This window comes from Puia sp. (genome assembly GCF_036500295.1).
In the GTDB taxonomy this organism is placed as follows: domain Bacteria; phylum Bacteroidota; class Bacteroidia; order Chitinophagales; family Chitinophagaceae; genus Puia.
In genome coordinates, this window is record NZ_DASYCH010000049.1 from 24,934 (window position 1) to 48,535 (window position 23,602).

The 23,602-nt window shown below is 54.9% G+C and carries 14 protein-coding genes; 7 read left to right on the forward strand and 7 right to left on the reverse strand.

The annotated features are described in order from the left end of the window. Positions 1 to 11 precede the first annotated feature (11 nt). Positions 12 to 2,591, reverse strand: a complete 2,580-nt coding sequence (locus VGM48_RS10330) for a phosphoenolpyruvate carboxylase (protein WP_331578723.1) — start codon at positions 2,589 to 2,591, stop codon at positions 12 to 14. Between the two features lie 286 nt (positions 2,592 to 2,877). On the opposite strand from VGM48_RS10330, the gene thrA reads away from it, so the two are divergent. Genes thrA through VGM48_RS10355 form a run of 5 tightly spaced genes read left to right on the forward strand, consistent with a single transcriptional unit; the run spans position 2,878 to position 12,074 of the window. After that, on the forward strand, positions 2,878 to 5,328 hold the full coding sequence (gene thrA / locus VGM48_RS10335; RefSeq protein WP_331578725.1) for a bifunctional aspartate kinase/homoserine dehydrogenase I: 2,451 nt from the start codon (positions 2,878 to 2,880) through the stop codon (positions 5,326 to 5,328). Positions 5,329 to 5,330: 2 nt separating this feature from the next. Then, entirely contained in the window at positions 5,331 to 6,248 is a 918-nt protein-coding gene (locus tag VGM48_RS10340; RefSeq protein WP_331578727.1) for a homoserine kinase, read from the forward strand. Position 6,249: 1 nt separating this feature from the next. Next, positions 6,250 to 7,611: a threonine synthase gene (thrC, locus tag VGM48_RS10345; RefSeq protein WP_331578729.1), complete on the forward strand. Its 1,362-nt coding sequence runs from the start codon at positions 6,250 to 6,252 to the stop codon at positions 7,609 to 7,611. 41 nt (positions 7,612 to 7,652) lie between these two features. Continuing rightward, positions 7,653 to 8,843 carry an acyltransferase gene (locus tag VGM48_RS10350; RefSeq protein ID WP_331578731.1) on the forward strand — a complete coding sequence of 397 codons (1,191 nt, stop codon included), beginning with the start codon at positions 7,653 to 7,655 and terminating at the stop codon, positions 8,841 to 8,843. Between the two features lie 57 nt (positions 8,844 to 8,900). After that, positions 8,901 to 12,074: a zinc-dependent metalloprotease gene (locus tag VGM48_RS10355; RefSeq protein WP_331578733.1), complete on the forward strand. Its 3,174-nt coding sequence runs from the start codon at positions 8,901 to 8,903 to the stop codon at positions 12,072 to 12,074. On the opposite strand, the gene VGM48_RS10360 is transcribed toward VGM48_RS10355, so the two are convergent. Continuing rightward, the gene (locus VGM48_RS10360; RefSeq protein ID WP_331578735.1) at positions 12,064 to 14,889 is read right to left on the reverse strand and encodes a TonB-dependent receptor plug domain-containing protein; all 2,826 of its coding nucleotides are present in this window, start codon (positions 14,887 to 14,889) and stop codon (positions 12,064 to 12,066) included. The two genes, VGM48_RS10355 and VGM48_RS10360, sit on opposite strands and share 11 nt — an antisense overlap. 229 nt (positions 14,890 to 15,118) lie before the next feature. Here VGM48_RS10360 and VGM48_RS10365 point away from each other — a divergent pair, with 229 nt between their 5' ends. Further along, positions 15,119 to 16,357, forward strand: coding sequence for a DUF1624 domain-containing protein (locus VGM48_RS10365; RefSeq protein ID WP_331578737.1), 1,239 nt, complete (start codon positions 15,119 to 15,121; stop codon positions 16,355 to 16,357). An 80-nt stretch (positions 16,358 to 16,437) separates the two neighbouring features. Here VGM48_RS10365 and rpoB read toward each other — a convergent pair whose 3' ends face one another. The 5 genes from rpoB to rplK all read right to left on the reverse strand — a co-directional run bounded on the left by rpoB (position 16,438) and on the right by rplK (position 22,785). Further along, on the reverse strand, positions 16,438 to 20,241 hold the full coding sequence (gene rpoB, locus VGM48_RS10370; protein ID WP_331578739.1) for a DNA-directed RNA polymerase subunit beta: 3,804 nt from the start codon (positions 20,239 to 20,241) through the stop codon (positions 16,438 to 16,440). A gap of 219 nt (positions 20,242 to 20,460) precedes the next feature. Further along, positions 20,461 to 20,841: a 50S ribosomal protein L7/L12 gene (rplL, locus tag VGM48_RS10375; protein ID WP_331578741.1), complete on the reverse strand. Its 381-nt coding sequence runs from the start codon at positions 20,839 to 20,841 to the stop codon at positions 20,461 to 20,463. 102 nt (positions 20,842 to 20,943) lie between these two features. Beyond that, a complete protein-coding gene (rplJ, locus tag VGM48_RS10380; RefSeq protein WP_331578743.1) occupies positions 20,944 to 21,486 on the reverse strand; it encodes a 50S ribosomal protein L10 in 543 nt (180 codons plus the stop codon). A 138-nt stretch (positions 21,487 to 21,624) separates the two neighbouring features. Continuing rightward, the gene (gene rplA / locus VGM48_RS10385; protein WP_414711249.1) at positions 21,625 to 22,311 is read right to left on the reverse strand and encodes a 50S ribosomal protein L1; all 687 of its coding nucleotides are present in this window, start codon (positions 22,309 to 22,311) and stop codon (positions 21,625 to 21,627) included. Between the two features lie 24 nt (positions 22,312 to 22,335). Next, the gene (gene rplK, locus VGM48_RS10390; RefSeq protein WP_331578747.1) at positions 22,336 to 22,785 is read right to left on the reverse strand and encodes a 50S ribosomal protein L11; all 450 of its coding nucleotides are present in this window, start codon (positions 22,783 to 22,785) and stop codon (positions 22,336 to 22,338) included. Between the two features lie 348 nt (positions 22,786 to 23,133). On the opposite strand from rplK, the gene VGM48_RS10395 reads away from it, so the two are divergent. Then, positions 23,134 to 23,595, forward strand: coding sequence for a hypothetical protein (locus VGM48_RS10395; protein WP_331578794.1), 462 nt, complete (start codon positions 23,134 to 23,136; stop codon positions 23,593 to 23,595). Positions 23,596 to 23,602: the final 7 nt, after the last annotated feature.

Genomic DNA, 23,602 nt, shown 5'->3' on the forward strand with positions numbered 1-23,602 from the left:
CGCCGCAACCCCTATGCACTATTCCGCGCCGCATTGATGATCCCAAAGCTGCTACGCATGATCAGCCGCTCATACACCTCCTTCATCGGCGTATTGGCCCCACTCTGCTCCAGCGCCTGGAATTTCGTCAGCGCATACTGCTGGATCGTACTCAACGGCAGCACGATCCGCTCCCGCATCTGGATCGACAGCTGCTCCACCGGGTAATCGGCCATCAGCTCATTCTTACCCGACAGCTTCAGGATATATTTCTGCGTCAGCTCGAATTCATTGTAGATAAGGGCCCAGATCTCTCCATACACCGGATGAACCGAGAAATGCTCCGTCAACGGGAAGAAACATTTCTTCATCGCCATCTCACAGTTGTCGAGCAACGTCTTGAAAAACGGTGAATCGGTGTACAATCGCTTCACGGCCGCCCACTTCCCCTGCTTATCGATCCACTGCAACGCCGTCCCTACCCCATAATAGCCAGTCACATTCTGCTTCAGCTGACTCCAGGAACCGACATAGGGAATGGCGCGGAGATCCTTCAACTCCAGCCGCCCGCCGCTCTTTCGCTTGGTAGGCCGGCTGGCGATATTCGTTTCATTGTAGAACCGCAACGGGCTCACCTCATTTAAATATTGCAGGAAATACGGATGCTCCTTCAGTTTCGTATAGGCCTTATAACTCTCCACCGAGAGCAACTGTAAGAGCTCTTCCTCCCCGGCCTGCAAGGTCACCTCCTTCGAAGAGAAAAGATCATTGCTGATCCCCGCATGGATCAGCTGCTCGATATTGTACTGCGCCGTATCCACCGTTCCGAAATTGGAACTCACGGTCTGCCCCTGTATCGTCAGTTGGATCTGCTTATTGGCGATGTTCTTTCCCATCGAGGCATAGAACCGGTGCGTCTTGCCCCCGCCCCGCGCAGGCGGACCGCCGCGCCCGTCAAAGAACACGACATCCACATCATATTTTTTGGAAATAGCCGTCAGTTCCTCCTTCGCCTTATAGATCGCCCAATTGGCCATCAGGTAACCGCCGTCCTTCGTCCCGTCGGAAAAACCCAGCATGATCGTCTGAGTGTCTCCCCGCCGCCGCAAATGCGCCCGGTAATCCCGCTGCTCGTAAAGGCTCTTCATCACCCCGGCCGCCGCCTGAAGATCATCCACCGTTTCGAAAAGCGGCACGATATCCACGGTCAGCTGCTCCTTCACCCAGCCGCAAAGCAGAAAAAGCCCCATCACCTCCAGCACATCCACCGCACGGGTGCACATACTGATAATATACCGGCTGCACCCATCCTCCCCATTGAAGCGCTGGATCGTCCGCACCGCCGCAATCGAATCCAGCGTATCCCGGATCAAAGGGTCATCATACAATTTGGGGTTCACCTCGCCGCTCAGCTCCGTCAATAACTCCATCTTCCGCTCATCCGGCAGCGAACTATAATGCTCGGGCAACAACCGCTCCTTTGCCGCGATCGCCGCCATCACACTCCCATGCACAGAGCTGTCCTGCCGGATATCCACGGTCGCGAAATGCAACCCGAAGATCATCACCTTCCCGATCAGATTATCGATCATGGGCAGGAAAAGACTGTTGTGCTGATAGATAACGATCTCCCGCATCTGCACGAGATGCTCCAGGATCTCATCCTGCGTAAGCTCCGTTCGTTGACCCGGAACAAAGATATTGTTGTACAGTTTCTGCTCCAGCTCCGCGATCAGCACATCTACCCCCTTAAAGGTAAGCCGCCGCTTCAGCCGGCGGACATCCAGGTAATAACACTTGACGATCGCTCCCCTCAACGCTTCCGCCACCCGCAACGTCGTCTCCGCCTTTACAAACGGATTGCCGTCCCGGTCCCCTCCCGGCCAAAAACCCATCTTGATCACCGCATTGCGCTTGTCCACCGCATGCGGGAATTGATCCTTCAGCGCGGAAATGATCCGCCCGCTGGCATGATAAAAAACATTCTCCAGGTACCAGATCAGACTGATCGCCTCGTCATAGGGCGTGGGCTTGTGCTTCTTCAAAAAAGGCGTCTTCCCCAACTGCTGCAAATAGAGATTGATATCCCCCGCATTGTTCTCGATCACCGCTCTCGACAGATCGTTGATGATCCCCAGCACCGCCCCCGGATAGAATTGCGTCGGATGCGCCGTAAGGACCATCCGCACCGAATAGTCCTTTAACTTCTCCGTCAACTCCTCCTCCTTATTCGTCTGGATCACCTCCGACATCAAATGCTTCAACGTCCCGGCGCCGCTCATATCGTTCACATACTTGAAGGAAGCATCCTCCAGCGCATCGAAGAGCACGATCTGCCGCTCCACATATTGCACAAACCGGAAAAGAACATCCGCCTTCTCCCGCTCACCCGTCAATGCCGTATGCTTCTGAAAAAATTCATCGAGTATCTGCTCCGGACTCTGCTTCTTCTTATATCCGTCCTCGCAGATCGTCAGCAAAAGCGACAGCAGAATGCCCGTCTTCTCTATCCGATGGAAAGGCAGGGAAGTAAACAGACTATTATATAACTGGAATTTGATCCCGACCAGGTTCTTGAATTGTTGCAACCCCTGTGATGGCTGATAATTCATACGCTGAATTTAAAACTGTTCAATGAATGCAGGCAAAACCCCTTAAACGTTCAAAACAATCGCAAAACTACTTCATTCATGATAAGAAACAGCCAATTTTTTGTTTTTGCATTCATTTTCTTCCTACCTTAGGGGCGTGATCGTTCGTCATCACCATATCGCCTCCTCCTCCACAGTTGTTGAAATTACAACTATTATCTCCATTACAACCCGTTAAGGGTTGTCAATTTCCATATCACCCCTGGGGATCACTTTCCTTCACTAACAAAACACAACTATTTATTGTATGCAGGTTCTAAAATTCGGCGGCTCATCCGTAGCAAACGCTGAAAATATTAACAAGGTTATAGAATTAGTCAGACAGGCATTATCAAAAGACCGAACCATCCTCATCGTATCCGCAATGGGCGGCATTACGGACATGCTCATCCAGGCAGCGCAGTCCGCGGCCGCCGGCGACGAGTCGTACAAAGAGAAATTACAGCAGATCGAACACCGTCATCTCGAAGCGGTGCGCGCTCTTCTGCCCCTCACTGGCCAAAGCAGCGTCCTCAGCGCGGTGAAGACCCGGTGCAACGAAATAGAAGATATCTGCAGCGGCATCTTCCTGCTTGGCGAACTGTCCCCCCGCACCCAGGATAAGATCGTAAGCTATGGGGAGTTGCTTTCATCATTGATCATCTCCGCCCGCTTCGACTCCCTCGGCGTTCCCAACACCTGGAAAGACTCGCGCCAGCTGATCCGCACGGACTCCCGCTATGGCCATGCCACCGTCGACTTCGTCCGCACAAACGCGCAGATCCTGCAATACAGTCTCGACAACCCCAGCGTCAGTCTCTTTATCCTCCCCGGCTTCATCGCCGCGAATGATAATAATATTACCACTACCCTCGGCCGCGGCGGCTCCGATTATACCGCGGCGATCGTAGCCGCAGCCCTCGACGCCAATCCCCTCGAGATCTGGACCGACGTCTCCGGAATGATGACGGCCGACCCACGCCTCGTCTCCAATCCCCGCCTCATCCCGAACATCTCCTATCAGGAGGCCATGGAGCTCTCCCATTTCGGCGCAAAGGTCATCTATCCGCCAACCATCCAGCCGGTGATGAAAAAAGGGATCCCCGTCTGGATCAAAAATACTTTCAACCCCACCGATCCCGGTACCGTCATTGAATTCGAAACGCTGCACAACGGCGGAGGCAGCATCCGGGGCATCTCCAGCATCCCCGGCATCGCCCTGCTCAGCCTCGAAGGCAGCGGCATGGTCGGCATCCCCGGCTTCTCCAAACGCCTCTTCGAAGCCCTCTCCAGCCAGCAGATAAACGTCATCCTGATCACCCAGGGCTCCTCCGAGCACAGCATCTGCGTCGGGATCGACGAATCGAACGCCGCCGCCGCGAAGATCGCCGTCGACAACGCATTTGGTCCCGAGATCAGTACCGGCACCGTCGAACCCCTCATCATCGAAACCGGCCTTTCCATCATCGCCCTCGTCGGTGATCATATGAAAAGCCACCCCGGCGTCAGCGGAAAGCTCTTCGGCGCCCTCGGCCGCAATGGTGTCAACGTCCGCGCCATCGCCCAGGGCAGCTCCGAAAGAAATATCTCCGCCGTGATCGCCGCGGCCGACGTCCGCAAAGCCATCAACGTCCTCCACGAAGAATTTTTCGAGACCTCCTATAAACAGCTCAATCTGTTCATCACCGGCGCCGGCAACGTCGGCCGCCGGCTCATCGCCCAGCTGCTGCAACAACGGAGCTATCTGCAGGAACATCTTCGCATCCAGATCCGCGTCATCGGCCTGGCCAACAGCCGGAAAATGATCTTCAATAACGAAGGCGTCGATCTTCGCAACTGGCAGGAACAGCTCGATAAGGGCCAGCCCATGAAGCTCGACCAATGGATCGCCGGCATCACCAGCCGCAATCTCCGCAATACCGTCGTCGCCGATGTCACCGCGAATGCCGATGTAGCCTCTTGCTATGCCGCACTCCTGCAAAAAAGCATCTCCGTCGTCGCCTGTAATAAGATCGCCTGCTCCTCGGTATATGGCAACTACCGCCAGCTGAAGGACCTGGCCCGCGAATTCAACGCCCGCTTCCTGTTTGAAACAAATGTCGGCGCCGGCCTCCCCGTCATCGGCACACTCAACGATCTGCTGCGCAGCGGCGACAAGGTCCGGCGTATCCAGGCGGTCCTCAGCGGCACACTCAATTTCGTCTTCAACAACTACGACGGTAAACGATCCTTCTCCGAAGTAGTCCGCCAGGCCCAGGATGAAGGCTATACCGAGCCCGATCCGCGCCTCGACCTCAGCGGCACCGATGTCATGCGCAAGATCATGATCCTCGCCCGCGAATCCGGCGAAAAGACCGAAATGGAAGACATCGGGAACAATTCCTTTATGCCCGAGTCCTGCATGCAGGGCAGCGTCGATGATTTCTATAAGGCCATGTCAAAAGAGGAAGCCCACTTCAAAGCCCTCTTCCAGGCCGCCGAAAAAGAAGGGAAAAAACTGAAGTTCGTCGCCCAGTTTGACAACGGAAAGGCATCCGTCGGTCTCCGGCACATCGGCCCCGAACACGATCTCTACCATCTTTATGGCAAAGACAACGTCGTATTGTTTTATACCGACCGCTATTCGGAACAACCGCTCGTCGTAAAAGGCGCCGGCGCCGGCGCCGAGGTGACCGCCTCGGGCGTATTCGCCGATGTCTTACGCGTCATCAACTCATAAACATGGAGAAAGTAACTATACAGGCCCCGGCCACCGTCGCCAATCTCGTCTGCGGCTTCGACGTCCTAGGCATGGCCCTCGAGCAGCCCTTTGATATCATGGAGGTCAGGCTTCTTGACGAACCCGGCGTCATCATCACCAGCAAGGACGGTTTTCCGCTACCCGCCGACCCGGCAAAGAACACCGCCGGCGCCCCGCTGCTCGAAATGCTGGAAGAACTGGATCTTCCCATCGGCTTCGAGGTCATCATCACAAAACAGATAAAACCCGGCAGCGGCATCGGGAGCAGCGCCGCAAGCGCGGCAGGCGCCGTAGTGGCCGCCAACCACTTGCTGGGCAATCCGTTCTCCAAAGAAGACATGGTTCGCTTCGCGCTCTTCGGCGAGAAGGTCGCCTCCGGCGTAAAGCACGCGGATAATATCGCCCCCTGTATCTACGGCGGCATCACGCTCATCCGCTCCATCTTCCCCCTCGATATCATCTCCATCCCCGCCCCCGTACTCCACGTCACCGCGGTCCACCCGCAGATCGAGGTACGCACCGCGGACGCCCGGCAGATCCTGCGCAAACAAGTGCTGCTGAAGGATGCCATCCGGCAATGGGGCAACATCGCCGGACTCGTGGCCGGCTTCATGAAGAACGACTACGACCTCATCGGCCGCAGCCTCGAAGACGTCATCATCGAGCCCGTCCGCAGCATGCTGATCCCCGGCTTCGACGAGGTCAAGGAAAAATGTAAAGCCGCAGGCGCCCTCGGCGGCGGCATCTCCGGCTCCGGACCCTCCATCTTCATGCTCAGCAGGGACCACTCCACCGCCCTCGCCGTCGAGAAAACGATGCAGGAGATCTATACCCGCATCGGGCTGGACCACCATACCTATGTCACCACCATCAATCACCAGGGAGTAAAGATCATCTGATATGCAGTACTATAGTCTGAATAGCCCATCCACGTCCGTCAGTTTCAAAGAAGCCACCATCCGCGGCCAGGCCCCGGACAAAGGGCTTTACTTTCCTCAGTCAATCCCCACCCTGTCAAAAGAGCTGCTTCAAAATATCGATACCCTCCCCCGCGAAGAGCTCGCCTACCAGGTGATCCGCCCCTATACCGGCGACACCCTCCCCGAATCCGAGCTTCGCCGCATCGTCGCCGAAACCATCGCCTTCGACTTCCCCCTCGTGCCCATCGAATCGCCGGCAGGCTCCCCCGGAAATCCTTCCCTCGTAGCAGGCTCCCCCGGAAGCCCTTCACCCGCACCCCGGTCCTTCGCCCTCGAACTCTTCCACGGCCCCACCCTCGCCTTCAAAGACGTCGGCGCCCGCTTCATGAGCCGCTGCCTCGGTTACTTCGTCCGCGACAACAAACGCCCGGTAACCGTCCTCGTCGCCACCTCCGGCGACACCGGCGGCGCCGTCGCCAACGGCTTCTATGACGTAGACGGCGTCCGCGTCGTCATCCTCTACCCCTCCGGCAAGGTCAGCAGCGTACAGGAACTCCAACTCACCACCCTCGGCCGCAACATCACAGCCCTCGAAGTGGACGGCAGCTTCGACGACTGCCAGCAAATGGTAAAACAGGCATTCGCCGACGAGTCCCTCCAGAAAGAACTCTTCCTCACCTCCGCCAATTCGATAAACGTCGCCCGCTGGCTCCCCCAGCAGTTCTATTATTTCTTTGCCTGGCAGCAATGGGCCGACAAAGCAAACCCACCGGTCATCAGCGTCCCCAGCGGCAACTTCGGCAACATCTGCGCAGGTCTGCTCGCCCACCACTCCGGTCTCCCCGCCCGGCATTTCATCGCCGCCTGCAACGCCAACGACGTGATCCCCGTCTTCCTTCAAACCGGCGAGTTCCAAACCAAACCCGCAAAAGCCACGCTCTCCAACGCCATGGACGTCGCCAACCCCAGCAACTTCGTCCGCATCCTGGAGATCTTCCAGCAACAGATCCCCACCCTCAAACAAACACTCTCAAGCACCAGCATCAGCGACGAAGAGACCATCGCCGCCATCCGCGAACTATACCACCACCATCACTATCTCGCCGATCCCCACGGCGCCGTAGGCTGGCTGGCCCTCCAACGCTATCTCGAAAATCACAAGGAGGCAAAAGGTCTCTTCCTGGAAACGGCACACCCGGTAAAATTCTACGACACCGTGGAACCGATCATCGGTCAGCAGATCCCGTTACCCCCTTCCGTCGCGGAATTACTCGACAAACAAAAACACAGCAAAAAAATAACGGCACAGTACACTAATTTGAAGGAATTCCTGTTATCTTAGAGACGACCTACTAATTCCTTCATCCCCCTTATTTATCGCTCGTGCAAACCGCCACCGCCGGCGCAACCAATACCGGCAATCGCTTCGCCGGCCTGGACCATCTCCGGGCCCTGGCCATCATCATCGTATTCGTCTATCACTACAACATGTTCGGCCACCCGCCCGGCCTGTACGAGTATTTGGGGAGTTGGGGCTGGACGGGCGTCGACCTCTTCTTCGTCCTCTCCGGTTACCTCATCGGCGGCCAGCTCTTCGCAAAGCTCTCCCGCAACCAGCCCATCCACTACGGCGAATTCTATTTTAAGCGCTCCCTGCGCATCCTCCCGGCCTACTTCGCCGTCCTGCTCATCTACTTCACGGTCCCCACATTTACCGAACGTAGCACACTGCCCCCCTTCTGGCGCTTTCTCACCTTTACCCAAAACTTCGGCCTCGACCTTTCCCAGCATGGGGCATTTTCCCATGCCTGGTCGCTCTGCATCGAAGAACAGTTCTATCTCCTCCTTCCCCTGCTCATCATCATCTTCGGCAGCCGTAAAAATACCATCTGGATCCTCCCCATCCTCTTTCTCGCAGGCCTCCTGGTTCGCAGTTTCATCTGGTATTCCATCCTGCCCGGCGAACCATCCTTTGGAAGAGGGTACTACCGTCTCATCTACTACCCGACATGGTCCCGCCTCGACGGCCTCCTCGCCGGCGTAGCCCTTTCAGCCCTCTATTATTTTAAACCGGCGTCCTGGCAAAAACTGACCCGCCATGGCAATAGGCTCTTGCTCATCGCCTTACTCCTGGTCGCGGGCGCCTGGTTACTCGCCCATGACGATCATCAATATGAGATGCAGGGCGCCATATTCGGCTACCCGGCCATCTCCATCGCCTACGGAGCCCTCGTCCTGGCCGCACTAAGCCCCACAAGCGTGCTCTATCGGTCCGGCCGGACGGAGTCCGGCCCCCGACATTATGTTTCCCGCCTCACCCGCTGGATCGCCACACTCTCCTATGCCATCTATCTCACTCATAAACAATTGATCCACCTCACCCATGAGGTTATTCGCCCCCTTGGCATAGAGGATGACACTTATTTTTCCTTTTTTATCTGCACCGGCGTCGCCATCCTCGGCGGCTGGCTGCTCCACATCATCATCGAAAAACCCTTTCTCCGCCTCCGCGACCGGCTGCTCAAGCGGTCGCCACAGGCAATCCTTTCCCCCGCACCCGGTGCAATAAAATAAGTTCCCGGTTCTGCTTTGAACTCTCGGAAATTTTCACCATTTTTCTCCTATCCAGGTATGAAAAACGTTTACTCCCTAATCCTTACTGTTCTGCTCGGGCTCTCCGCCCTTTCCTCAATCGCCCAGCCGATCTGCGGCTTCGACAATATTCATTCTAAAAGAATGCGCGAAGACCTCAACTATCGCAAGAATGTCATCTCGAACGAAGGCTCCATCCGCACCTATCTCAAACAGCATCCCCAACCGATCACCCGACCCGGCTCATCTCATAAAATAGTGACCGGCGGCAACGCCCCTCACACCCTCTCCTCGGGCTATACCATCCCGGTGGTCGTTCACGTCATAAATACAGGCGGAGATATCGGCACCATCTACAACCCCACCGACGCCCAGATCCTCCGCGCCATCAACTACCTCAATCAGGTGTACAACGGTACCTACCCCGGAACACAAGGCGCAGGTGATCTCGGTATCCAGTTCGTCCTCGCCCAACGCGACCCCAACTGCAACCCCACCAACGGGATCAATCGGGTCAACGGCTCCGGCGTTCCCGGCTACACGTCCGGCGGCGTCATGGTAGATAACACCACCGGCGGAGCCGATGAACTCAATATCAAAGCGCTCAGTCGCTGGGACAATACCCAATACTATAATATCTGGATCGTAAATAAACTCGACGGCAACGACGGCACATCCGGGCAATTCATCGCCGGCTACGCATATTTCCCTGGCGTCTCGGCCGCCATCGATGGGATCGTAATGCTCGCCACCCAGATGGAAGCGGGTCAGAAGACCCTTCCCCACGAAATAGGCCATGCCTTCAATCTCTATCACCCTTTCGAAGGTTCCACGGACGCCTCGCAATGTCCGCCAAACACCGACTGTAGCATGGATGGCGACCAGGTCTGCGACACCCCGCCAATCTCGAAGAATATCAATTCCGGCACGGGCGTCATCGACTTCAGTTGCCGCTCCGACCTGGCTTCGCCCAATAACATCAATACCTGCCTCCCTCCCACCACGCTCTATACTCCTGCCACAGAGTACAACTACATGAACTATACGAACTGCTATAATCAGTTCACCCTCGGCCAGGCAGCAAGAATGCAGGCCGCGGTAGTCGGCGTCGATCGGGCCAGTCTGACAACTTCTTCCGGCGGCATCGCCCCATCCGGCGGCAGTTGCTCCGTTCCAAAGATCGACTTCGAGCTGATGGGCGACAGGGTCGCCGAATCCACCGCCGCTTCCTCCGGATGCCGCGCTTATACAGATTATACCTATAATATGGACATCGGCGTCGGCCCATCCGCCGCCGCGACGGCAACTCTCTCGGCCAGCGGCACAGCCGTCCAGGGACTGGACTTCGATATCACCACCAACGGCAACTTTGCAACCCCCAGTCAGCAGCTCACCTTTGCCGCCGGCTCAACAACGGCGCAGGCCTTCACGGTCCGGGTCTATGATGACGCAAGCGTCAACGGCACCCGGCAGTTTTCCCTGGGCTTCACCGTCAACAACGGCGGCGGCAACGCTGTCGTAGGCGATGGCCGGCCCAGCTTCACCATGATCATCGACGATAACGACGTGGCGCCGACGACAGGGACGCTGCCAAACGGTACCGCGTCCATCGGGTCCAATCAGGGCAATATCCCCGGCCCACCATTCGATGCCACCCAGACCTCGCTGCGCACGCAATTCCTGTATAAAGCTTCCGAGCTCACCGCCGCCGGCGTCACCGCCGGAAAACTCAGTGCGCTCTCCCTGTTCTTCGCCTCGAAGAACAGCACCCGCCCCTATAGGAACATGTTTATAAAACTAGGAACGACTTCGGCTACCTACCTCTTGAACGTCGGGGTGATCACCATCGGGTCGTCGATGACAACCGTCAAATCGCTGCCGTCATACAGTCCAACCACCGGATGGAATACCTTCACCTTCGACAATTCCTTCACCTGGAATGGGACCAGCAGCGTGATCGTGGAGATCTGCTATGAAAATGGCGCCCCCGCAGCCGGTGACGCCGCCGACGGCGTAGCCTTATACGTGGATGGCGACGGGTCGCATGGAAATATGTTCTGGCAAAACAGCATCAACTGCTGGGAGAACTTTTCATCGCTGGCCGCCGCTTCCTACAAACCACAGGCGAGATTCAACTACGGCATCGCGCCAAACACCGTCACGACGGCCCTCAATTCCCAATCCCAATATCTCGGCCCCAATGCCGATATCTACTTCTACGACCAGACCAACGGTCAGCTGATGGCCCGCATCCAAAACCTGAGCAACCTCGACTATGGCTGTACACAGGTGGAGATCGATCGCGCGGGCTCAACCGCTACCCAGTTCTGGAACACGAACACCGCCAATTACCTGATGGATAAAACCTTCCATGTTATTCCCACGACAAACCACTCATCGGGTAACTATAATATCACCCTCTACTATACCCAGGCCGAGGTCCAGGGCTGGCAAACCACGACGGGCCAAACCCTCAGCGCCATTCAGCTGGTCAAAGTGCCCGGGCAGATATTCTCGGTGACCCCTTCCGATCCAACCGCCGCCGGAACGGTAACCATCGTAACCCCGACGATCACAAGCTTCGGCACCAATACCGGCCTCACTTACAGTTTTGCGAACGGCTTCTCCGGCTTCGGCGCCGGCATCCCAAGTCTCACCGACCTGCCCATTACGCTGCTCCAATTCTCCGGCCGGCTGGATAACGATGACGCCGTCCTCGCCTGGTCCACATCCTTCGAGCAGAACAGCGCCGGCTTCGAGGTCGACCGCTCCTACGACGGCCTCCATTTCTCGAAGATCGGCTACGTACCCGCCGCCGGGAACAGCACCACAGAGAAAGACTATACGTTCACCGATCCATCGCTCACCACCGATAGCAATTTTTACCAGCTGAAAGAGATCTCCCTCGACGGCCGCGCAACCTACAGCAAGGTCATCCTCGTCCGCGATCCCCATGCATCACCCAGCTTCACGGTCCTGCCGAATCCCTTTACCACCGATATCGACGTCGCCTTTGGTCATGTTCCTGCCGGCTCCATCCAGATCCGCGTTCTCGATATCACCGGTCGCGAACTCTGGCGCCAGACCAGCGCCCGGTATGACGGAAACCGCATCCATGTCGGCCTCTCCGGAACACGCCTTGCCTCCGGTGTCTATCTGCTCGAGGTCCGCTCCGCCACCGGCACGGAAACCCAACGCATCATCAAAAAGTAACCGAGACCCGGGTAAACAAAAACCGCCCATTGAACCCAAACTGGTTGGGATTGAATAGATACCGCCCCCGGTTAGACGCATCCCGCCCGGAATTATATCCGCCTGGCGCCTTGTTTGCACCCACTATGGGATTCGCATAGACCGCCGCCGGATCGTTTCGCGGATCAACATATACCTTGTCGGGATATACGTCGAAAATATTATTGCCGCCGACCGAAAGCCCGATCCCCGGCTTGAGCCGGTATGTCACCACAAGATCGCTGGTCACCTTCGCGCTGAATACCTGATCGATACCGGGAGCAATATCGTTAAAGAAGGCGCCCGTACTCTTATTCACCAGCCCGGGATCCACATTGTTCAGCGATTGCACCTTGCCGAACCGCACACTCCGCGTTAAAAACTCCCACCGGCCGATCGAGTACGTGAATAACACGCTGATCTTGCTGTTCGGCTGCGCCGTCTCTATCCGCCCCCGTTGCTGCCGGTCGAACAGGGTAGCACCCAGGTCATTGGCAGGATTAGCCGAAGGATTGTTATGACTGGGGTTGTTCGTTGGGTCATCGACCACCGAATTGGTATGGATCCCGCCGACAACGCGGTTCTTATTGAAATTCGCAGCCAGCGAAAGCACCGCCTTTCCCTTTCCGATCCGAAAATTATCCGTCACCACGGCATCGATCCCCTTCGTTTCCGTATTGACGGCATTGGTCCAGAACTGCAGGGCGGAGGTGGATGCATCGACGTGATTGTCGTTCAGAATGGTGTTGACCAGGGGGTTACTCCGGTTAAACGCCGTCGACAACACGATCCGGTCGCGGATCGAAATAAAATATCCGTCAACCGTAAACACAATACCGCTGCCGGTCTTCCCGCAAAACCCAAAGCTCAGGTTGGTGGACGTCTCCGGTTTCAGCTCCCTGATCCCAAAGGCTTCCCGGACAATGGGATTATAGTTGTTTGCCGTTAAGGAATTGGACGGTTGCGCATTCACGAATTGGGTGGAGGTATTCTGGAAGTACCGTTGATGCAGCGAGGGCGCCCGGAAGCCGTTGCTCACACTTCCCCGGATAGACAACCACGAGCTCACCTGGTAACGCCCGCTTAGCTTGCCTCCCAGATTGTCATAACGAAATCCCTTCTCCGCATAGTCTTCATATCGCAGGGCGCCATCCAGCAATAACCGGCCGATGGTAAGCTCCACATCGGCATACGCCGCGTAGATATTCCGGGTAGCCCGGACGGCATCCGATCCCTTGAAACCGGGGAACACCTGGGCGCCGATCGCCGTCGCCACCGGGGTGGTAAAGGTTGTATAGGTGGTCGTTCCCGGATAGGGCTGTATCGGATCCACATGAGCAATTCTCTCGCCATTGCTATAACTGGCTGGCTCACCCGCGCCAATCTGAAATAGTTCGCTTCGGAATTCACCGCCAAACGCAATGTTCAGCGAGGTCCTGGCCGACCACCGGATCAGCCGGCTGATATCCGCATTGGCAGTGTTTTGCAAAAAACGAAGATTCCCGGCATTGAATTCTGTCTGCACCGCATCGCTCGCGGGCAAAGAGGCATTCCCCGAATGCCTCACCTCGTATCCGACACGGTTCTGTCCGGTAATATCGCTCAACTCCACCAGCCAGTTGCCCGCCTTGATATGGACCCCTTCCAGGATATTCCAATCATCGATCGTAGGAGCGATCTGTGGCAGAAAGCCATCAGGATAAAAGCGTTGCCCATCGGCCAGCACCGGCTGCTGGGCAACCGAATTGGGGTTGCGGCTCTGTCCTGTCGCCCGTCCGTCCCGCCGCGTCACCCCGGCCGTCGCATAAAATTCCACGCGTTGCGACAACGGAACCCCGGCGTTTACATACACGGAAAAACTCTGCGCAAAAGAATTCCCGGCAACGATATTATGCCGGTCATAACCCCGTTGCTTGACGATGGCCGCGTCCTGGTCCATCAGCCATTGCCGGTAGTGGACATCGCTCACCGTTCCTGTTGGGTAGGGGTTGGCGGGAAAAGCGCCGGAGTTACCCAGGTAGATCAGCGGAAAATTATCATCGCCACTGCGGTTGGTCGCCTCACGTCGCAACCATTGCCCGCTGATATTCAGATAGGCTCCATTGCTTCGGGCAAAGCCGCCGTTGATATCCAGCTGGGCATTCGCTCCGTCCCGGATACCGGTCCTTCCTTTATAAGGCACCCGCGTGAAATTCTCGCCTGCCGTACCCGAGACATTCCAGCCATTGTAATTCTTTTTCAACACGACATTGATCACTCCGGCAATGGCATCCGATCCATATTGTGCGGCCGCGCCGTCACGCAGTACTTCGATCCGGTCGATCGCCGCCGCGGGAATACTGTTCAGATCCGTGCCGACAGAACCCCGCCCTACCGTACCGTTGATATTGACAAGCGCCGTGCTGTGCAACCGCTTGCCGTTGAGCAGCACCAGGGTCTGATCCGGCCCCAACCCGCGAAGGCCCGCGGGATCGATATGATCCGTGCCATCCGAGATCGTTTGCCGCGCCGACTGAAAAGAAGGAACGGAATAAGTGAGCATCTGCGCCACATCCATTTGTGCAAAAGACCGAATATCCTTGATCCGGATCACATCCACGGGAACAGGCGACAGCAGTCTGCTCCTCGCATCCCTTGCCCGCGACCCGACGATGACCACTTCGCCAAGCGTGTCCGCCTTCTTTGTATCATTCGTTTGGGCAAATCTATCGTTCGTTTGGGCAAAAGTCTGTAGAAGGGAAAGGAGCAGGAAAATAGTGCAGCACGCACCGCGTAGCGGGCCTTTGGCATTTCTCATTGTTGGGGGATGTTTTGGTTAACGGCCGCGAAACTAATGTGGATTGCCGCCGTCGAAAAGCGCATCTTCACGAACGGTCTGCTTCTTCTAAGGACCGGCGTGGCCCGCATTTCATGAGATAAGAGAAAAAATACCGTTGCAGAACCTGCCGCCGCCGAACATCAGATCAAAGCATCCAGTCGTTGATTCTCACTCCCGGAAACCAAAGCCGCCGCTTACTTTTGCGCCCATGTATAATTTCTCCCCCGCCATCGCCACGCGTCCCGTCAACGGCCAGAGGCCACTCGAAGCACCCCGCTTGCGGCTGGACTCGATCGATCTGCTAAGGGGACTCGTCATGATCATCATGGCCATCGATCATGTTCGCGACTATTTTCACCGGGATGTATTTTTATATGACCCCACCGACCTCACCCGCACCACCATTCCACTCTTCTTTACAAGATGGATCACGCACTTCTGCGCCCCCGTGTTCATGTTCCTCGCCGGCGTCTCAGCTTATTTATACGGCGCCCGGAAAGGCCGGAAAGCCCTGGCGTTCTTCCTGCTTACCCGCGGCATCTGGCTCATCTTCGTCGAGTTGTTCCTCGTTGGCCTTGGCTGGTCCTTCAACCCCACCTTTCCCTATTTCAATCTACAGGTCATCTGGGCCATCGGCTGCAGCATGATCGCGCTGTCGGCAATGATCTATATGCGGCTGGAACTCGTTCTGCTCACGGGCCTTCTGTTGATCGCGGGACATAATCTCCTGGATACCGTGCATGTTCCCGGCAACAGCGCAACCGCCATCTTATGGGGGTTCCTCCATGATGGCGGAGACTTTCGCATCGGTCAAACTCCGGTGTTCATTCATTATCCGATCCTGCCTTGGATTGGCGTAATTGCAGTGGGGTATTGCGTGGGTTATCTCTACCGCCCCGGGGCGGCGGCCGGCGGAAGAAGGTCCATCCTCATCTGCGCTGGCGCCGGGGCCATCACTCTCTTCATCATCCTGCGGGCCCTCAATGCTTATGGAGAATCAGCTCATTGGTCGGTTCAGAAGAATGCAGCCTTCAGCCTGCTCTCCTTTTTAAATACCACAAAATATCCTCCTTCCCTGCTGTATGTCCTGATGACGCTGGGTCCCGCGATGCTCTTCCTCGCCGTGTCCGAACAGCTCAAAAACCCCTGGACCAAACGGATCCAGGTCTTCGGCCGCGTCCCCATGTTCTATTATATCGCCCACATCTATCTCGCTCATCTGCTGGCCGTTGCCGGCGCCGCCATCTCCATCCACAACCCCGCGATCATGTTCTTCCTGCCCAGCCGGTTATCCCGCGTCGCGGCACTAAAAGGCTATGGCTTCGATCTCTTCGTCGTCTATGGGGTCTGGCTCGTCGTTCTTCTTCTCTTATACCCCCTCAGCAAACGCTTCGACAGCTATAAAAGAGCCCACCAATCCACCCAGTGGTGGCTGCGCTATTTCTAAAAGATACGCCCATCCGCATAAAAAAAGCCACCCCCTCGGGTGGCTTCTGTATTATTCATCAGTTAGCGGAGCAATGTTCATTAATCGAACTTCAGGTCCAATCCCAGCCCCCTCAACTCATGCACAAGCACGTTGAAGGATTCAGGAATACCCGCCCTCGGAATATTATCACCCTTCACGATCGACTCATAGGTCTTCGCACGCCCAATGATATCATCGGACTTCAGGGTCAACAACTCCTGCAGGATATTCGACGCACCATAGGCTTCCAGCGCCCAAACTTCCATTTCACCAAAACGCTGACCACCAAACTGCGCCTTACCACCCAGCGGCTGCTGCGTGATCAGACTGTACGGCCCGATACTCCGCGCGTGCATCTTGTCATCGACCATGTGATGCAGCTTGATGATATAGATGATCCCGACCGTCGCCTTCTGGTCAAACCGCTCTCCCGTCTCCCCATCAAAAAGGTGGGTATGACCAAAGCTCGGCAAACCAGCCTTCGAGATATGATCGGCAATTTCATCAACAGTAGCCCCATCAAAGATCGGCGTTGCGAATTTCACACCCAGCTTCTCACCGGCCCAGCCAAGAACCGTTTCATAGATCTGACCCAGGTTCATACGGGAGGGAACCCCCAGCGGGTTCAGGACCACATCCACCGGCGTACCATCGGACAGGAATGGCATGTCTTCAGCTCTTACGATCTTCGCGACGATACCCTTGTTACCGTGGCGGCCGGCCATCTTATCACCCACCTTCAGCTTACGCTTGACGGCGAGATAAACCTTCGCCAGCTTCAACACACCCGCGGGCAACTCGTCACCGATAGAGATATTGAACTTCTCCCGCTTGTAACGACCCAGCTCTTCATTGTACTTGATGCTGTAGTTGTGCAGCAGGATATTGATCGAATCATCGGTCTTTGCATCACCGGTCCAACCCAACGGGTTCACGTTCAGATAGTCGATCCCCGACAGGTTCTTCGCCGTAAACTTGGCGCCCTTGCCGATCTGCACTTCACCGAAGTTGTTGTTCACGCCGGCAGAGACATGCTCCTTCAGCAACACCGTCAGCTTTCCAAGCAGCACATCCATCAGATCGGAAGTGTTCTTTTCGTGAACCTTCTCGATCTTCTCGAGGGCAGCCTTCTCACGGACCTTGGCATTCTTATCTTTCTTCGCACGTTGGAACAGTTTCTTGGAGATGACCACCCCTTCGGTACCGCTCGGTGCCTTCAGGGAAGCATCCTTAGCATCCCCAGCCTTGTCGCCAAAGATGGCCCGGAGCAGCTTCTCTTCCGGAGTCGGATCGCTCTCACCTTTCGGCGTGATCTTACCGATCAGGATATCACCTTCTTTGATTTGGGCGCCGACACGGATGATCCCGTTCTCGTCGAGGTCCTTGGTGGCTTCCTCGGAGACGTTGGGGATATCCGGGGTCAGTTCTTCTTCACCCAGCTTCGTATCCCGCACTTCCAGTTCGTATTCGGAAATATGAACGGAGGTGAACAGGTCTTCCTTCACAACCTTCTCACTGATAACGATAGCATCCTCGAAGTTATAACCCTTCCAGGGCATGAACGCCACCTTCAGGTTACGACCTAAAGCCAGCTCACCATCCTGCACCGCATAACCCTCGGTCAGGAAGTCACCTTCCCGAACCTTCTGACCCTTCTTAACGGCCGGTTTCAGGTTGATACAGGTCTCCTGGTTGGTCTTGATAAACTTCGTCAGCCTGTATATCTTCAGGTCTTCTTCAAAAGAGACCAGCTTTTGCTGTTCGTTGCGATCATAACGGACGTGGATCTCGTTTGCATCGACAAACTCAACGATCCCATCCCCTTCCGCGTGGATCTGGATCCGCGCGTCACGGGCAGCCTTCGCTTCCAGCCCGGTACCGACGATCGGCATCTCGGGACGGATCAGCGGCACGGCCTGACGTTGCATGTTCGATCCCATCAGCGCACGGTTGGCGTCATCATGCTCAAGGAAGGGGATCAGCGACGCGCTAAGTCCAACGATCTGGTTGGGCGCGACGTCCATGAATTCAACCTCACCCTTGTCCAGGATCGGGAAGTCACCCGTCTGCCGGGAAACGATCTTATCCTCGACAAAGTTCCCTTTCTCGTCCAGCGCAATATTCGCCTGCGCGATCTTGGCAATATCTTCTTCTTCGGCACTGAGATACGTCAGCTTCTTCAGATCGACCTTGCCCTCGTTCACCTTGCGGTAAGGAGTTTCGATAAAGCCCATCTCATTGATCTTCGCGTGTACACAAAGCGTAGAGATAAGCCCGATGTTCGGACCTTCAGGCGTCTCGATCGTACAAAGCCTTCCGTAGTGGGAATAGTGTACGTCACGGACTTCGAAGCCGGCACGTTCACGCGACAGACCGCCAGGTCCGAGCGCCGAGATACGCCGCTTATGCGTAATTTCCGACAACGGGTTGGTCTGATCGAGGAATTGCGACAACTGTGAAGTACCAAAGAAGGAGTTGATCACCGAGGACAGCGTCCGCGCATTGATCAGGTCCACCGGAGTGAACACTTCATTGTCTCTCACATTCATCCTTTCCCGGATCGTCCGCGCCATACGCGCCAGGCCCACGCCAAACTGCGCATACAACTGCTCGCCAACCGTCCGCACCCGGCGATTGCTCAGGTGATCGATGTCGTCGATCTCAGCCTTGGCGTTGGTCAGCCTGACGAGATACTTGATGATCTCGATCATGTCTTCCTTCGTCAGGGTCTTCTGATCCAGCGGCTGGTGCAGGTTCAGCTTGCGATTGATCTTATAACGGCCCACTTCGCCGAGATCATACCGCTTGTCGCTGAAGAATAATTTATCGATAATGCCTCTTGCCGTCTCGTCATCGGGAGCATCGGCACCGCGCAGCTGGCGGTAGATGTGCTGAACCGCTTCCAGTTCGGAGTTCGAGGTATCCTTGTTCAGAGTGTTGTAGATGATCGCATAATCACCGCCGACATCTTCCTTCTGGATAAAGATGCTCTTCACATCCATTTCCACGACCATTTCGATCGCTTCCTCATCGAGGATGGTATCCCGCTCGAGAACGATCTCGTTCCGCTCGATGGACACAACCTCACCGGTATCCTCATCCACGAAGTCTTCCACCCAGGTACGCAGTACGCGGGCAGCCAGCTTCTTGCCGATATATTTCTGCAATGATTTCTTGTCCACCTTCACTTCGTCGGCCATGCCGAAAAGCTCCAGGATGTCCTTATCGGTCTCATAACCGATACTGCGCAACAACGTCGTCACCGGGAATTTCTTCTTCCGGTCGATGTAAGCATACATCACGTTGTTGATGTCCGTGGCAAACTCCATCCATGCACCCTTGAACGGGATCACCCGCGCAGAGTAGATCTTCGTGCCATTCGGGTGAATGGACTGACCGAAGAATACCCCGGGACTGCGATGCAGCTGCGAAACGACAACGCGTTCAGCACCGTTGATCACGAAGGTCCCACGTGGGGTCATGTACGGTATGTTGCCAAGGAATACGTCCTGCACGATCGTCTGGAAATCCACGTGCTCCTCGTCGTTACAACTCAGACGCAGCTTGGCTTTCAGGGGAACCGCATAGGTCAGCCCACGCTCCATACACTCTTCGATGGTGTAACGGGGCGGATCGATGAAGTAATCCAGGAATTCCAACATGAAAATGTTCCGCGTATCGGTGATCGGGAAATTTTCCTTGAAAACCTTGAACAAACCTTCGATGTTACGCTTGTCCGGGGTGGTCTCTAATTGAAAGAATTCTTTGAAAGATTGGATCTGCACTTCCAGAAGGTCAGGAGTTTCGGCAAGGTGCTTGATTTTACCGAAATTGACCCTGTTTTGCAATTTTGTTGAAGACATATTCTTAAAAACCGGTTTTTTTTATGTTTCGAAACGTCCTGGTCGCCTTTATTATAATAAATCCAACTCATTGACTACCATCGAGTTAAATGTATAATCGACTATCAATGAGTAACTTAGCCAAGGGAAACGGACCGCAAAAATAGCACTTTTTCACTTACCCACAAAAAAATAACCCCAGCCTTGCAGTTGGGGTTACAAACCTTATTATCGCAAAATTTACTGGATCTCTACGTCAGCTCCGGTTTCCTTCAGCTTGGCAACCAACGCCTCGGCGTCGGCCTTGCTGATACCTTCCTTAATGGGCTTGGGAGCACCGTCAACCAGGTCCTTGGCTTCCTTCAGACCCAGACCGGTCAGATCCTTAACGACCTTAACGACGTTCAGCTTGTTAGCGCCGGCAGCCTTCAGGATTACGTTGAAAGAGGTCTTCTCTTCAGCAGCAGCAGCGCCACCACCAGCAGCAGGACCGGCAGCAACGGCTACAGCAGCAGCTGCAGGCTCGATACCGTACTCTTCTTTCAGGATCTTTGCTAATTCATTAACTTCTTTTACAGTCAGCCCAACCAGCTGTTCTGCGAATGCTTTCAAATCTGCCATAGTTGTAAATTTTTTCCACCTTCACGGCGCTTGTTTAGTCGCTCCGGCGGAGAGTTTAAAAAAATTTGCCGGGTCTTCAGGCCCCCGGCGTAAGCCTTATCTCTAATTCGCTCCAGCCGCAGCGGCGCGATCTTCCAATGCCTTGACAATACCCGCCAGCTTCGCACCTGCATTCAGGCCGCTGATAACGTTCTTCGCAGGCGACTGCAAAAGACCGATGATCTCGCCGATAAGGTCGTGCTTGCTCTTCAGCGTGGTCAACGTCTTCAGCTGCTCGTCTCCGGCAAATATATCACCGTCGATAAAAGCAGCCTTCAACACCGGCTTCGCCGTATTCGTGTCCTTGCGGAACGTAGTGATGATCATCGCCGGCTCCTTTGCATTCTCGGAGAATAACAGCGCAGTCACGCCGTTAAGACTCTCGAAAACCCCGGAGAACCGGGCGCTGTCGATACTTTCCAACGCCTTCTTGATCAGCGTGTTCTTAGCTACCTTCATCTCCACTTTCTTGTCGAAGCAGATCCGGCGCAGCTTACCCACCTGTTCAACCGTCAGCGACTCGGTGTTGGTGATGTAGAAGTTGTTATATTGATTGAACTTGTCTTTCAACAGCTCAATGACTTCGTTTTTTTGATCTTTGTTCATAACTCTTGCTTTGTAGGTCCCGAATGACCAGGATCCGGGTTACTGGTTTTTTTTTGCGCCGCTGGTCTGCTTTTGAATTTAGCCCCGCGACGAAAAAGGGCTAATGATTGGCCTTCGGCCGATGGACCCGTGGTCCATCTATTGAATAAATGCTTTAGCGTCCAAAGCGATACCGGGACTCATCGAGCTGGCCATGAACACGCTCTTCACGTACGTTCCCTTGGCCGTAGCCGGCTTTGCTCTAATAATGGCGTTGATCAGCTCCTGGCTGTTCTCCACCAGTTTCTCTGTGGCAAAGCTAACCCGGCCGATAGAAGCATGGATGATCCCTGCCTTATCTACCTTGAAAGCGATCTTCCCACCCTTTACTTCATTCACCGCAGCAGCTACATCATTGGTAACCGTCCCGGTCTTGGGGTTCGGCATCAGGTTACGGGGACCCAGCACCTTACCCAGCCTGCCGATCTTCGGCATGACCGAGGGAGTCGCGATGATCACATCCACATCGACCCAGCCGCCCTCGATCTTGGAGATATACTCATCAAGACCTACAAAGTCAGCTCCGGCTGCCTTAGCATCATTCTCCTTGTCGGGCGTGCAAAGCACCAATACCCGCTTGGTCTTACCGGTACCATGAGGCAGGCTCACCGTCCCACGGATCGACTGGTCCGCCTTCTTGGGATCGACACCCAGGCGTACATGCAGGTCGACAGAAGCATCGAACTTGGTCGTATTCACTTCCTTCACCAGCGTTGAAGCCTCCTTCAGCGTATAGAATTTATTTTTATCAACCTTCGCAGCGGCTGCTTTTCTTTTTTTCGTGATAGCCATTTCGTAATGATTTTGAGGTTAGGAATTGGTTACAAATGGGGCCTTACCCTCGACGGTGATACCCATACTACGGGCGGTACCAGCCACCATGCGCATCGCGCTCTCGACAGTGAAGCAGTTCAGATCAGGCATCTTGTCCTTTGCGATCGCTTCCACCTGTGTCCAGGTAACTTTTCCAACCTTGTTACGATTAGGCTCTTTTGAACCACCCTGCAATTTGGCAGCTTCCAGCAGCTGTACGGCCGCCGGCGGAGTCTTGATAATGAATTCGAAGGATTTGTCGGTGTATACCGTAAGAAGAACGGGAAGAACCTTCCCCATCTTATCCTGGGTCCTGGCATTGAACTGCTTACAGAACTCCATGATATTCACGCCTTTGGAACCTAACGCCGGACCGATAGGAGGTGCAGGATTGGCTTGACCGCCCTTTACCTGCAACTTGACATAACCGGAAATCTCTTTTGCCATGTTACTTGTTTTTGGTGTTAACGTCCCACTCAGGCTTCAGCCCGGCGAGACTCCCAAACCATTAAAATTTCTAAAAGAACTTCTATTTGGGGACGCAAAGTTAATAAAATCCTGGATAAACAACACAAAAATCCGGCAAAAATTGTCAGCCCCCTCCCCCGATCCCACCACCAAACAGGTCTCCCGTCACTCCTCGCGCCATCCCTCACCCGAACCCATCAACCTCGGTGCGAGCATTTTATCAAAGAAATTTCCGCCTCATTTTTTTATAATTCGAATTTTCTGACTAACTTTTGCACTATTAATCCATTACAATTCTTACTAACAACTTAAAACGCTCAACAAACTATGTCAAAGTCTAAGAAAGCGGCCAAAAAAGCGCCCAAAAAGGCAGCCAAAAAAACTGTTAAGAAAGCAGTAAAAAAAGCGGCTCCTAAAAAGGCTGCAAAAAAGAAAGCGGCTAAGAAAAAAGCAGCTCCCAAAAAAGCTGCGAAAAAAGCTGCCCCGAAAAAGGCAGCAAAAAAAGCCGCCAAAAAAGCCGTAAAGAAAGCAGCAAAGAAAGCCGCTCCAAAAAAAGCCGCTAAGAAAGCTGCCCCGAAAAAGGCCGCTCCAAAAAAAGCTGCTCCCAAAAAGGCTGCTCCCAAAAAGGCTGCCCCGAAAAAGGCAGTCCGGAAACCGGCTCCCAAGCCCGCTCCAAAACCCGTCGTAACTTCGATGCCCGAGCCAATGCCGGCAACTGCTCCTTCATCATTTGATGACGCTCCCGCAACTCATCATCTCGATACCGACAATGACAATGGCAATTTCTAAATAGAAC